The sequence below is a fragment of the Croceitalea sp. W27 genome (assembly GCF_055693185.1).
This window is the reverse complement of sequence record NZ_CM146327.1, coordinates 877,467-890,797: the sequence shown is the minus strand read 5'-3', so window position 1 is coordinate 890,797 and position 13,331 is coordinate 877,467. Positions and strand designations below refer to the sequence as shown.

At 36.7% G+C, this 13,331-nt stretch carries 10 protein-coding genes; 4 read left to right on the top strand and 6 right to left on the bottom strand.

Going from position 1 to position 13,331, the window contains the following annotated elements; translation table 11 throughout:
• Positions 1–29 precede the first annotated feature (29 nt).
• From ACZ1GR_RS04035 to ACZ1GR_RS04025, 3 genes are all read right to left on the bottom strand, one after another.
• Positions 30–1,025 carry an IS110 family RNA-guided transposase gene (locus ACZ1GR_RS04035; RefSeq protein ID WP_472609952.1) on the bottom strand — a complete coding sequence of 332 codons (996 nt, stop codon included), beginning with the start codon at positions 1,023–1,025 and terminating at the stop codon, positions 30–32.
• A 516-nt stretch (positions 1,026–1,541) separates the two neighbouring features.
• On the bottom strand, positions 1,542–1,829 hold the full coding sequence (locus ACZ1GR_RS04030; RefSeq protein ID WP_472610950.1) for a hypothetical protein: 288 nt from the start codon (positions 1,827–1,829) through the stop codon (positions 1,542–1,544).
• Positions 1,830–1,972: 143 nt separating this feature from the next.
• Entirely contained in the window at positions 1,973–2,602 is a 630-nt protein-coding gene (locus tag ACZ1GR_RS04025; protein WP_472610949.1) for a P1 family peptidase, read from the bottom strand.
• A 136-nt stretch (positions 2,603–2,738) separates the two neighbouring features.
• On the opposite strand from ACZ1GR_RS04025, the gene ACZ1GR_RS04020 reads away from it, so the two are divergent.
• The 4 genes from ACZ1GR_RS04020 to ACZ1GR_RS04005 all read left to right on the top strand — a co-directional run bounded on the left by ACZ1GR_RS04020 (position 2,739) and on the right by ACZ1GR_RS04005 (position 6,067).
• On the top strand, positions 2,739–3,128 hold the full coding sequence (locus tag ACZ1GR_RS04020) for a hypothetical protein (RefSeq protein ID WP_472610948.1): 390 nt from the start codon (positions 2,739–2,741) through the stop codon (positions 3,126–3,128).
• Between the two features lie 181 nt (positions 3,129–3,309).
• On the top strand, positions 3,310–3,891 hold the full coding sequence (locus tag ACZ1GR_RS04015) for a Crp/Fnr family transcriptional regulator (protein WP_472610947.1): 582 nt from the start codon (positions 3,310–3,312) through the stop codon (positions 3,889–3,891).
• A gap of 92 nt (positions 3,892–3,983) precedes the next feature.
• Entirely contained in the window at positions 3,984–4,838 is an 855-nt protein-coding gene (locus ACZ1GR_RS04010) for an SMP-30/gluconolactonase/LRE family protein (protein WP_472610946.1), read from the top strand.
• A 68-nt stretch (positions 4,839–4,906) separates the two neighbouring features.
• Positions 4,907–6,067, top strand: a complete 1,161-nt coding sequence (locus ACZ1GR_RS04005; RefSeq protein ID WP_472610945.1) for an iron-containing alcohol dehydrogenase — start codon at positions 4,907–4,909, stop codon at positions 6,065–6,067.
• A 575-nt stretch (positions 6,068–6,642) separates the two neighbouring features.
• Here the strand turns inward: ACZ1GR_RS04005 and ACZ1GR_RS04000 are convergent.
• The 3 genes from ACZ1GR_RS04000 to ACZ1GR_RS03990 all read right to left on the bottom strand — a co-directional run bounded on the left by ACZ1GR_RS04000 (position 6,643) and on the right by ACZ1GR_RS03990 (position 13,204).
• Positions 6,643–8,937: a G8 domain-containing protein gene (locus ACZ1GR_RS04000; RefSeq protein WP_472610944.1), complete on the bottom strand. Its 2,295-nt coding sequence runs from the start codon at positions 8,935–8,937 to the stop codon at positions 6,643–6,645.
• Positions 8,938–8,947: 10 nt separating this feature from the next.
• Positions 8,948–11,677, bottom strand: coding sequence for a G8 domain-containing protein (locus tag ACZ1GR_RS03995; protein ID WP_472610943.1), 2,730 nt, complete (start codon positions 11,675–11,677; stop codon positions 8,948–8,950).
• 729 nt (positions 11,678–12,406) lie between these two features.
• On the bottom strand, positions 12,407–13,204 hold the full coding sequence (locus ACZ1GR_RS03990) for an SGNH/GDSL hydrolase family protein (protein ID WP_472610942.1): 798 nt from the start codon (positions 13,202–13,204) through the stop codon (positions 12,407–12,409).
• Between the last annotated feature and the right edge of the window lie 127 nt (positions 13,205–13,331).

Sequence of the window (13,331 nt, the reverse complement as noted above, 5' to 3'; positions counted from 1 at the left end):
GTGGGGGCGATTTGAAGGAAAAATAATGTTTAAGAGGCATGTCCATATACGTTAACGTATGGTGTGCCGCGATTGACGACTGCGAATGCCCTTGATACAAGTTTGTTGCGTATAATGTTGATGGTGCTCATCTTGTTCTTTCCAGCCGCTACCCTTAGGTCATAGTACTTTCTGATTTCCGCATTGTAGATAATGGATGACATGGCGCACATGTTCAGCAAACTCTTGATTTTTTTGTTGGCAAGCGGACTGACCTTAGTCCTTCCCCTGATACTTGTTCCAGATTGGTTTGGGTAAGGCGCGATTCCACAATATGCAGCGAACTTTCTTGCATTCTTGAACTTTGTGAACCCTTCGGTATGAACGATAAAGAGCATTGCAGCTTGGCTTCCGATGCACCTGATGCTAAGTAAAAGGCCGTAGATGCGCAAAAGCTCTGTATCAGCTTTGACGATGGATTCCATTTCTAGGTCAATGGTCTTTATCTGCTTGGTGAGCTCCACTACCATTTTTTGCTGCACTTTGAACAATAATTTGAAGTCTTTTTGAACAAGCACTTTCTTCTGTTCCTTAAGACTGGCTTTGTAGCCCGCTCTTTGTTTGATGAGCCTTTCCCTAAGGGACAATAGTTTTTTCAGTGTCACAACTTGTTTTGAAGGGGCTTTGGACAATGCTATCTCATCTCTCATCCTGTAGGCGTAACGTGCAATCTTTGCAGCATCTATCCTGTCGTCCTTTCCCCTGACAATGCCCAATGACCTTTTGATTTCCAATCCCGATATTACGGTATGGGGTATTCCCTTTTTCGTAAGGTGTTCGTTGAGCTTTTCGGAGTACAGTCCAGTATGCTCAAATGCGAATAGAATATGTTCCTTGGAATGTTCACTATTAATATAAGCCCATTTCACTAGAAGGGCAAAACCTTTTTTGGAATTTTCAAATTTTGAAGATTGTTGATTCGAGTGAATACAGGCATCAAGGGTCAACTTGCTTACATCGATACCGATGGTCTCTTTGATTTTCATAACTTTATCTTGCTTTTAAAATGGTTACTTTGACTAAAACCTTTAACAGGTATTACCTAAAATTCTATTTGGTCCTTGTAACCGGATTAAGAAAGAATGGGGACTAATACTTACCTTGGGTCGTTAACCCAGATTTGGGGAGAGTTCACCCCATTCTTTTTTCAATAAACCAAAGTTATCCACAAAAAAGGAAGTTATGAGTCTCCCCCAGACCCCCTCTTTTCAACATTATTAAAATGATTTTTTATTTGGTTTTTATATAGAAGCTAATCTAAAGGATTTGGGCTTGCAGCACGAAACAGAGTTTCGCTTGCTCATCGGTAAAGAAAATTCTTATTTGACCAAATGCTACCTCTTGGGTCTTGCATATGAAAAGTAGTGGGTTTAGCGCTACCTTTCATTCCGATTAGTATTTTGTTTCTAAAATGTAATAGTTTTCATCTTCTTAACTATAAACTACTATTTTTATATATACCTCGTAGGCAGTTCTTTATTTTATTTCGTTTAGCAATATTTTCAATATTGTCGTTCTAAACTTTTCTTTAAACACGCCAAAATGTCCAATTCTTTTAACTCCAAAATCAGTAGGTTTTTAATGAATTGATTTGATTTTTGATACAGATTGGCCATGCATTCTACCGCTTTTTTTGGTGCATAATCATCATCTTCAATACTAAATGCACTAATTTCAAGTTCAGTTTTATCATAGTATTTTAAATCTATTAACTTATCGCTTTGTATGTAATTTGGCTTTTTACCCCAATTTCGCCATTGGTTAGCCACATTTTTTGGTAGATTTTCCATTCCACTCAGCTTTTACTGGAGGAAATTACAATTCTTACCTACTTTATGGCAAGAGTACCCCACCAAACGAGATGATCCCGAAGTTTCTATTAAATGCGGTTGAATAAATCCGAACATAATAGCACCTAGTGCTTTATACCACATTAGTTCAACCTTCTGTATTTTTTTAAAGTCTTGACCAATAGTTCATGGGGTAAGGCATAGGCCTTATTTCCGTTGATTCCTTCCATATCATCAGCAGCCAACATAGCGTTGATGATCGCCTCTTCAACGGCTTGGGAAGTGGCCTCGAACAAGGGGGTCATTTGATCATTCGGAAGCGTATGAACCGTAGTCATGACCTCTCGGTCAAACGCCTTTTCATTAGCCGTGGAAAAAGCGATAAAGATATCACCGGATCCATTGCTTCCATAGCCTCCAACGGCCCTAATCCCCAATGGAACGCGTTGTGCTATCCGTTTTAACTGGTGGGGAAGCAAGGGTGCATCTGTTGCTACGACAACGATTATGGAACCATCTCCAGGTTGCCGCCTTGACTTTGGAGCATCTTTAAATACATAATTTAAGGTATCCCTTAATTCCTGACCAACGGGAACCCCGGCCACGGTCAAATTTTTCTTGGCACCAAAATTTGCCTGTACCAAGGCTGCAAGGGTATAGGTGCTATCCTTTATTTTTACTATTCTCGAAGAAGTTCCCGTTCCTCCTTTAAAACCTAAACACATCATTCCTGTGCCACCCCTTAGTTTGGAATCATGAAATCGATAGCGCACGGTTTTCGGGAACCCATGATAAAGAAGGAAAGACTTATGATTACGAAATGGTATACGAAGCCAATGCAGCCGATAATATTTTGACCACTGTTGAAGATTTTAGCAAACTTGGCAAAAACAAACCTATGGAGCAAATATGGGGGAAACTGCACCACACCCTATTGAAGACCCGCTAAATGCAAATAAAAGGCGCATAGAGCTAGGCCTCTTAGAACCTGTCGAAGTTTATGCTTTGTATCACGGTATCGAATACGATATACCTGAAACTGAAGATGTAAAAGTGGTTTATCTACAAGCACAATCCGATAATAAAAAATTTGAAGCATTCGCTAATCGGAAAATTGTGGACTCAGCTAATGCATACATTAGAAAAACAATAAAGTCTTATGGTGATATTTCAAATGAGCAACTCTATCAGGCAGCCGTTGGTTTAGCACAATTGAATAATGAACGTTCTGAACAGATGAGCTTAAAAATTTTGAAAGTTTTAATTTGGGAGAATGGGATTTTAGATTTGAAAGAATAAACCCTAAATCATTTAAAAATCTGCAAAATGAAAATGGCTGGCTTGAAGTTGAGAACTTGATGTCATTAAGTAAGCAAAGAAAATAATGGAGTTAATAACCGACTTATAAGCATTGCAACTCTTCGTTCTAAAACTCAAATTGAATTATATATCTTTAAGATCAGATAAAAATAATTCGTCAATGCACTCGCTTTATCAACACATTAATAAACAAGTACCTTTGGATGAAACCGCTTTCGAAAAATTACTATATCTTTTTAAGCCTTTCAATCTAAAAAAAGGGGAAAGCTTAATCGAACAAGGAAGTATTGTAAATCATCAATATTTTGTACTAAAAGGTTGTTTAAGGACGTTTATGATTGATTCAGAAGGTAAGGAGCATACCATACAATTTGCAACGGAAAATTGGTGGGTGAGCGATTATATATCGTACTATAAAAAGGTCAAGTCGCTTATGGTTGTTGAGTGTCTCGAAGATTGTCAATTATTGAAAATAAATAGAACCGATTTAGATGACCTCTTTGATCAGTTCCCATTAGTGGAGCGGTTCTTCAGAAAGCAATTGGAAAACGCATTCGTGGCATTTCAGATACGGATTTTATCAAGTCTTCACCAAACAGCGGAAAATAGATATTCCCTTTTTATTAAAAACTACTCTGACATTGAACAAAGGGTCAAAAACTATCAAATCGCATCTTATTTAGGTATTACACCAGAAAGTCTAAGTAGGTTAAGGAAACAACGTTTGCAGTCAGAAAAATAACCCCACGTACATTTTTCTTAACATACATCAATTTTTGAAATACATTCCGCGGTTAATTTTGTCAAAAAATAATAATTAAATTTTTTAGATAGATGAGAAAAGTACTATTCATTATTACAGCCTTTTTTACACTTACCGCCATTAATGCGCAGAAGCTTGAAAAAAAATGGGAAACTTCGGGCTTGGAAGCTCCTGAATCAGTAGTAGGATACAAAAGTTTTTACCTTGTATCTAATGTAGCTGGACAACCTGCTGAGAAAAATGGTCTCGGTTACATATCGCAACTCAATAAAAAGGGTGAAATAATTATCAAAAAGTGGTCCATTGGTTTTAATGCACCAAAAGGTTTAGGCATTCATGGCGAAAACTTATATGTAGCTGATATAGATGTAGTGGCGGTTGTAGATCTCAATACCGGAAAAATCAAGAAAAGATTCAAAGCAGAAGGAGCCACTTTTTTAAATGACATCGAAATAGCTTCAGATGGTGCAGTGTTCATTACGGATACCTTTGGCGGAAATGCAATTTATCGGATAAAGGATGGGGAGATTTCATTGTGGTTAAAAAATGACTTGTTGAATTATCCCAACGGACTGAAAGTCAAGGGTGATGAACTTTTTGTGTCTTCTTGGGGCGTGGTTACGAATCCGAAAACATTTGAGACCGAAGTTCCTGGAAAACTTTTGTCGGTAAACCTTAAAGATAAGAGTATAAAAACACTCACGGAACCTTTTGGCAATTTGGATGGATTGGGCATACTCGGTGAAGGCTTCTTGGTTTCAGACTGGATTACAGGTGAAATTATGACCATTGATAAAAACAATAAGACTCAGGTAATTCTAAATTTAAAACCGGGATCTGCTGACCTAGGTCTTTTCGAAAACCAAGAAATTCTTATAGTTCCACAGATGCTAGAAGGTAAATTAACCGCGTATAGCGTGAACTAGAAAAATAGCAGATAACGATTTATACATGTCAAATAAATCTCTTTAGTAATCAGAAGAATGAAACGGTTATGAGAAATTTTGAATTATATGTGCCCACTAAAATGATTTTTGGTGAGGGAGAAATCAAAAAGTTGGCCACCGAAGCGCCCAAAGATAAGAAAATACTATTGCTTTATGGAGGTGGCAGCATAAAGAAGAACGGTATTTATGACCAAGTAATCAAAGCGCTAAAAGACCATACCTTTATCGAGTTCTCGGGAATTGAGGCCAATCCTGAGTATAAGACCTTACTAAAGGCGTTAGAAATTATTAAAAGGGAGGACATTGGTTATATGCTAGCCGTTGGTGGTGGATCCGTTATAGATGGAACTAAATTTTTGGCATCTGCAGCACTTTATAATGGGGATAATCCTTGGGATATCCTTTCCAAAAAGATAAGGACTTTTAAAGGACTTCCTTTTGGTGCTGTATTGACATTACCGGCTACTGGAAGTGAAATGAACAGTGGCGCAGTGGTCAGTAGATCTGAAACCAATGAAAAACTGGTGATGGGCGGCCCAGGGTTGTTTGCTGAATTTTCAATTTGTGATCCGACGGTTGTTCGGAGTATTCCCAAAAGACAATTGGCAAACGGTCTTGCTGATGCCTATACCCATGTATTAGAGCAGTATATGACCTATCCAGCAGATGGCCCGCTACAAGACCGTTTCTCAGAAGGAATCTTGCAGACTCTATTAGAAATTGCACCTGAAGTCATAGAGGATCCCACAAATTACAGAGCAGCCTCAAACTTTATGTGGTGCTGCACTATGGCACTTAATGGTTATATCCAGAAGGGAGTCCCTACGGATTGGAGCGTCCACGTTATTGCACATGAACTTACAGCCATTTATGGCATAGACCATGCCCGTACTTTGGCCGTTATTCTTCCAAAGGCTTACGAAAAGAAATTTGAACAGAAAAAAGAGAAATTGGCCCAATATGCCGAGCGAGTTTTGAACATTCAAGAAGGTTCTTTAGAAGAAAAGGCAAGAGCAGCAATAGAGGGAATAGAAAAATTTTATAAGTCTCTTGGAATAGACACACGATTGAGAGATTATACGGATTCTTATGAGGGATTTGCTCAGCATGTAGAGAAAAGTCTTTTAGAACATGGATTAACTGCCTTGGGAGAGCATCAGGATATAACCCCAAAAGTAGCTGCCGAAATTGTGGAGATGTCATATTAAGAATTGGATATTAATAACCCTTGTTTTCTGTATATATAATCATTAATGTAGTTATTTTACAACGGAAATGGTGATAAATAGTTGATTTTGAATCATGCTATTACTATACGTGCTAGCTAGCAGTTATTGAATTAGTAATTGTGAAGAAATATGATTTTATCATTTTTATTTCGGTAGTACTCTATTTTTATGTTTTAATCATTTTGGCCAGTATCATTAACACCTGAAAGGAACTATTATTTATATAGATATGCAGAAAATAAGGTTTATTTAGTATAGTGCAGATCTGTTATAATGTTTCTTCCTCTATTTTATTTAAAGTGTGAATGGTGAAATGTTAATTTCATCTCTTCCTTATGTGCTATTAAGACTTTTGAAAAAAAGTAAAACTATGACAAGAGGAATTCATTTCGAATTGAATTGATTCCAGCATTTTAAAATAATCTAAGACATTCTATGCATATAAAAATTATGATGATTGTATAATTTAAATTGAAAGTTTTATCTGGAGTTTAAATATATTAAGAATATTATTTAGGCCTCTACCTAAATGTACAAAATCAAGTCGATGATTTTTAATAGGTATGTATAGGGCCTTTATGGGTCTTACCATCAATTTTTAGTGAATATAGAAAGACATTGTTCGTTATATCGAATTTTTGAAGATCGATAGACCCTTTTATTTCTTGTTTTGAAGAGATTCCGTCAAAAAGCGTCTCCACTACATTACCATAGTAATCCAATAATTCTAAAGTAGCAGGTGTTGATTTAGCGGTTTTGCAGGTGATAAGTACTTCATTTTCTTCTTTGTTGGTCTTGATAGAGATTGATACCTTTTTATCTGCTACAGTAATTTCGGCAAGTACATCAGAACTATAAAGTACCAACTCATCCACATTTTTGGTGTTGAAAAGCTTCACATAAATAGTTTCACTATTAATGAAATAACTCGTTCTTTTATTTGTCATGAGTTCCTCAGCACTTGAGCTTTGGTCAATTAAGTTTCCGAAAGAATGCATGGCAAAAGGTTTTTTATGTGGATAGGGTACTTTCAAAACAATCCAATTGCCTGGCGCGCTTTCCCATTCAAAGCTTAGGTCAAAAAAATTCATTGCTTCTTCACCCAGTTTAAGTTCATATACATTTTTGCCCGCCGTAAAAAGAGTAGTTCTATTGGTGGGCTTTTTTAGGGATGTCGTTTTGTGCGTGAAGTTATTGACAAGGTCAAGCGTATTAAAAGAATAGGAATGCTCATGAACAGGATCTAGAAGGCCATGACCGGTAGATATAATTAAAGTTCCGTATGAATCTCTAGGTGATTGATATATTTCTGCATTTTCGACCAAGGGCTTACTGTTGTTCGTGAGTAAAGGTGAATCTTGATGAAAAAGTAGATAACCTTTTTTCTTTTTAGGTTTAACATGGTGTGCATGGTGACTTTGGCTCACCTTATGGGTCATGGAACTTTGATTTGGCTTATTCTCTGATTTTTCTTCTTTAAAACCCTTTGTAACAATGATACTTTCTGGGTCTAAATTTCCAAAACCTAAAGTGGTGGTATTTTCTGAAGTGATTTCCTCAAAATAGTTTTCAGATGCAATTAGCCCTTCATAAAAAATACCGGTCTTATAATTACGGATTGTAATATTACTAAGTTTTGGGGCCGATTTCCCTAAAGAGTCGGTTGCCCAAATGGCTTTCGAATTTAAATCAGGATTCAGATGGGTACGAATGAATCTTGAATTTTGTACGTAGGCAGTTCCTGGGTAAATTCCGATTAAATTTTCTTTAAAATCATAATCGGAAAGCACAGTATTTTTACTTTTTATAATTGCTCCAACGGGGAAATTAACTATCGCATTGTGTGAAGTTCTCCAAATACCCAAATGATTAAAAGCATCAATAAATAAACCAATATTTTGATGTTCTTTGTTTGTTGAGCCATTAAGTTCAATACTATTATTGTTCAAAACAAAAAGCTTTGAAACCGTAGACCATTCTTTGTCTTTGGTAGGATTAGGCTTTTTTATGGCGATACCATTGGCGCTATTTGCAACTTTGACCTTATTTTTTTGAATAGACTGAAAGGGATTGCCAGCCAAAAGGGCATAAGCTCCTTTTTTGTTACTGTTGATTAGTAGATTGGATTCTATCTTATTTTGATATCCCTTTCCATTTTTTGAACAGATAATGGAGCTTCCGTTTGCTGAGATGAAAATATTGTTTTCAATACGAGCCGAGGTGTTTTCTAAAACCAGATCATCGCCTTTTGAATTGACAAAAACGGAATTTGATAAACTCGCTTTAGCTTCTTTATTGCCTTTCCATAAAAAGGCTGGTTCGAGAGAATCCCCCATGTTTTTAAATAGCACTCCCGATAGATTGACTTTTGACGCTTTTTCCAAACGTATCAAAGCTTTGACAGTCTTATTAACAGTTGATATAACAATGTTCTTAGCAAGTTGTTTTTCTTTACCAGCTCCGCTTGGATATTCTATTGATGGAGCGATAGCCGGGGGATTATAAAACAACAGATTTCCATCATTGATTACTTTTAAGCCCGATGAAAGAGTTCCCGACGAATGGATAAATGTTATCTGACATTTGTATTTTTTTTCTTTTTGTTCCGTTCCAATTTCAAAGGTGCCACCATCAATTACAATTTGGGCAACCTGAATTTCAATATCCTTAACATCAGCAACTCGCAAAACACCCTGGACGGTAATCTTTTCTAATGGCGAGGGATTCTTCTTTAAAATAAGCATCTTGCCTTTAGGTATCACCAACTCACTTTTGCCTTGAGCTTTTAAAAAGTGAATATTTAAAGTGATTAAAAGAGCAACAGATAAATAGCGAAATAATTTGATCATAATGCTCCTATTAAGGTTTAATGATTTTAATAGGTACTGAAATATCATCAACCCGCACGTTAAGGATATAAACTCCAGATTGCACGACTACATTCTCTAAGGATAGGGTATGATTACCCGAATCCCTTTCGCCTAAAAATAATTGCTTGGTTTTGCGGCCCAACATATCAAAGACTTCAACAGATAAAAACTCTTTTTGGTTTAGGGTATATTGCAGTACGGACGATGAAGTTAAAGGGTTTGGGTATACATTGATATCCCTAAAATAAAGGTCTGGGCTGTTGTCTGGCAGGCCATAGTTATTACCCGTTTTTTCTCCTTTCGGAATTAGATTTACCCACGAATACCCTGTTTCATCGGTCACCATTTTAACGTACACGGCTCCTTCATCAGCGTTAAAATAGTAAGAGGTCGTTGGTTGGTTGTCTAAATCTGTTAGAGTGTTGACCTTGGTTATCGGAAAATCATTTTCATCTAGAACCTCGACGCCCGTGTAAGGGAAAGGATGCTTAAAAATGGCCCATTCACCTTCTTTTTCCAAAACACTTCGCAGCTCTAGAAGGTTTCGTCTATCATCTATCTCCCATTGGCCCAAAATGGTGTAACGCTGATTTCCAAAAAAGCTATAATAGCGTTGCTTCGCTCTCTGCATTTTAGGAATACGGTGCTGATCATAATCACGTATCAAAGCAACTTCTTGCGGCAGGTCGAACCCAATATCGACCATTTTCAACTGCATGGCACCTTCAGCCTCTAAAATATAGGCCTGCCATTCTTCTCTATATTCAATAGCGTCATTGGCAAATGAAGAATAGGGGTGTGCAATTAGAACAGGTCGATTATAACCCGTCAAACTACCATCTTTATCTAAAAGAATAGAAGAATTTTCGTTTTTACCCTTACTTCCCCTAGTGCTCATCCATAGGGGCAAGGTTTCTCCTTTTACCTGAATATTTTCAAAAAAATTGTATTCTTTATGACCTCCATGCCCTATTATGGCCGCGGCCACTTTACCTTCTTCAACATCTTTATTGATATCTATAAAGGTCACATTGCTCAACTTGGGCTCTTTACTTCCGCCTTGGGCTATGGAATAGTATCCTGCCCTTCGGTCTCCATGTCTCAAGTGTCTGTTTTTGCCCCCTATTTCATTTTTTGATTTACCAATAACGAGGGAGTTTTGCACATAAGACTCCGATGATAAGAGTCCTATAGCATTGTCGGCCAAAATAAAATTATCTAGAGTGACATTGGTTATCTCGGTCCATGCCCCGCTCATGGCATTTTTGTAGCCTGTGAAGTTGTTAAAGGTCCACATCAAATCCCCATTATGAAAAGTTGTCATGAAAAAACCATGACCATGGCCTACTTGTCCATAAAGTGCGGTATTGGAAATTCCCTCGTTACCTAAGTTCCCTGGAACTGAGCAAGAATGGGCAACATTATCGTTGAATACAATTTCTCGGGGTAATAAGTCGTAGTCTCTAAATTCTTTGCCTCGACTACGAGTATCAAAGAAAAACCCAGTGCCGCGTTCAGAACCCGCAACATGATTGCCGATAAGGTTATTATGCGGGTTTCGCATCCAAAAACCACCTACCCTTTGCTCGCCTTGCGTACTTCCGCCAGCACCTTCTCTAGGAAAGGCAAAAAAGCCTTTGTCTGGTCTACGAACTAGCATAGCAAGATTGTTCTTAAAGGTATTGTTCAGCTCATTACCATCTTCTGCGGGTACAAAAGCATGATTTTGTATGTTAAAAGCAACAACATTTTCTACAAGTACATTGTCCGTTTGATGCAGTACGACCGCTCTTTGCATGCCATGGTGAATACTAGAGTTTTTTATATAATCACCTTCTCTGTCACCTGCGAGGTGCCAATGAAAATTATATCTCGCTTCTTTACCTGGTTGACCTGTTTTGGTAAATTCGACCCCTTCAACATGAATTGGTCCTGAGTCTACCATAACCATGATATGCGCTCCAAACCGGAGTTCGGCTGAATCATCTGCGCCTTGAATTCTTATATTTCGTGTCAACATCGCCACTTCGGCACGTTCATCAAGAATTTTTCCTTCATATTCTTGTAGTTCTCCGTAATGGACATATTGCAAAGCAGGCGTAAACGAAATGGAATTTCCACTAATACCGGTTATAGTAAGCTCTTCAGCCTCGTAGGGTTCGTAACCACTAGGGGCAATAGCAATTTTATCGCCTATCTGCCACCCTTTTGGTTCAAGGTCTAATGTGAGCGAGGTCGCCCCGACTTCAAGACTGCCTTCTAATTGGCCCCAACTCAATTTTGAGGCACTTGCGCCATGAATCTCTAAGGAACCGCCCATCATGGTGGTCAAAAAGCGGCCTCCCATGGTATTTACATCTTCCTCGGGTCCATTTAAGATAATAGTAGCTTTGCTCTGAAAAGGATTCTCTTTTGTTCCTATTTGCAGAAGGCCGTGCACCATTATCCATCTGGCGGTCAATGTCACATCGCTATCTTCAAAAATAAGTTTTCCATTAACGATTAAGCTACCAAGATTAGGAGTGCTGGTATCCAATATGATGGTTTTTCCATTGGGGATGACAATATTTTCGTTAGTTGAAGGAACTTTTCCATTGGGCCAAGAAGAAGGATTGGACCAATAAGTTTGGGCATAGCTGGTACCCACAACTAGAAGGATAAACAATAGGTTATTGAATAGTGAAAGTGCTGATTTACAGCTAGTAGATTTAGGTCTCATTATAATAGCATTTAGGTTTATTAACATAGAAACACCTAAAATCGGATAAACCCTACCAAATATTCGATGAACTGCACAAATTTTCATTTGATTTATACTTTAGGGCAGCCAAAACTCATTTGTTAAGTTGAATTTCAGTCATAAATAATTTAGTTCAGTATTATTTGGATTATTTTTTCTAGAATTTTCGGATAAATTAATAAATCAATCCTTTGACCTTTAATTACTGAGATTTGGAATACTACTTTTAATGAGAGAGGAGCTATGAAATAAGAAATATTTTCATCATTAATACTTACTATGTCGCAAGAATTGCATCAAGTTTCAGTGCCTCATCTAATCAATGATAATAATTTCTATGCTTTGAAAAAGCTTTCAGTTATTGAGGTTTTTTTCCGATAGGAAGTTAGTTATTCAATGAAAAAGTTATACGTTAAATTAAACACCTTTTTGAAAAAATAATAGTAAGATTAGTAAAAGAGAAACAAGAGCTTAACAAGCTAAAGCCCTAATATCTTTACAGTAATAGTGATATTTCATGCATTACTTTAACTAGCAGTTTAGTCTTTCATGGTTATAAGTTTAGTGTGCAAGTGTTTGTTTTAATACTGCTGCAATTCAAGTCGATTTATTTTACCGAGAGAAATGCCCAGGATGGAGTCATTAAAGTTCAGGAAAGAAAGATTTATATAATCTTTTGTGTATGATGCTTATCTAAAGGAATATGGACTAAATATTTTTTTGTAAAGCGTTTTTTATTTTTTCATTCTTGAATACTTCATTTGCTATGTCCTTCCCCCAAATCTGATAAGTGAGTTTAGAAGGGTGAACACCATCACTAAAAAAAGCATCCTTTTTTTCACTTAATTGAAATTTATCAATCCACCCATTTAAAGTAATTTTTCCTCCAAAGTAAAATACATCTTGAAATTGGTCTACGATTTTTTGCAATTCTTCCCCTAAAACTTCAACAAGATTTCCTACCGTAAATTTTATAAGTGGAGTAAATGCGGGAAATTCTTTTATTGGCGGCATGTTACAAAAAACTATAATTGCTTTTGGAAATTTTAATCTAATCGATACTATTAACGAACGAATTTCAACTTTCCATTTTGAAGGGCGATTAAGGGTAAAAGCATCATTGCCTCCTAATCCAATAACTATTAAATCAACTTGTTTCTCTATAATTTTTGGGATTATTTTCTTTTCTACTTTTCTTGCTGTGTATCCGCTACGTGCATAAACTTTCCATTTTATATTCGAATTAAATAACCGGGAAATTTCTTTTGCAAACGTTCCTGTAAATCCTTCTTCATGAGTTTGAACACCAACACCTGCAATCGTACTTTCGCCAATAGATATAATATTTAAATTGATATTTGTACTTAGATTGTATGCACATTCTCCCTCAATACCTTTGGCTTGAGGTAATTGCGGCACACTTGCTCTGATTCGTTTACCTTGGTAATACATGATAGGTAACAACGGAAAAGAAATTATTGCTCCTAAGAAATATTTAAAATTCATAAGTGATCTGTTTTATACTTACTGAGAGTTTGTTTATGAACTATTACCCAAAAGTGCACGATTAATTTCTGTAAAACAATATAGTGAATTGTAGAAATATCTTCTTCTGGGATTAAAATCTAAATTA

Bases quoted from the DNA above. Each gene is read 5' to 3' on its own strand.
- ACZ1GR_RS04035 (WP_472609952.1), bottom strand. From the start codon at position 1,025: ATGAAAATCAAAGAGACCATCGGTATCGATGTAAGCAAGTTGACCCTT.
- ACZ1GR_RS04030 (WP_472610950.1), bottom strand. From the start codon at position 1,829: ATGGAAAATCTACCAAAAAATGTGGCTAACCAATGGCGAAATTGGGGT.
- ACZ1GR_RS04020 (WP_472610948.1), top strand. From the start codon at position 2,739: ATGGGGGAAACTGCACCACACCCTATTGAAGACCCGCTAAATGCAAAT.
- ACZ1GR_RS04015 (WP_472610947.1), top strand. From the start codon at position 3,310: ATGCACTCGCTTTATCAACACATTAATAAACAAGTACCTTTGGATGAA.
- ACZ1GR_RS04010 (WP_472610946.1), top strand. From the start codon at position 3,984: ATGAGAAAAGTACTATTCATTATTACAGCCTTTTTTACACTTACCGCC.
- ACZ1GR_RS04005 (WP_472610945.1), top strand. From the start codon at position 4,907: ATGAGAAATTTTGAATTATATGTGCCCACTAAAATGATTTTTGGTGAG.
- ACZ1GR_RS04000 (WP_472610944.1), bottom strand. From the start codon at position 8,937: ATGATCAAATTATTTCGCTATTTATCTGTTGCTCTTTTAATCACTTTA.
- ACZ1GR_RS03995 (WP_472610943.1), bottom strand. From the start codon at position 11,677: ATGAGACCTAAATCTACTAGCTGTAAATCAGCACTTTCACTATTCAAT.
- ACZ1GR_RS03990 (WP_472610942.1), bottom strand. From the start codon at position 13,204: ATGAATTTTAAATATTTCTTAGGAGCAATAATTTCTTTTCCGTTGTTA.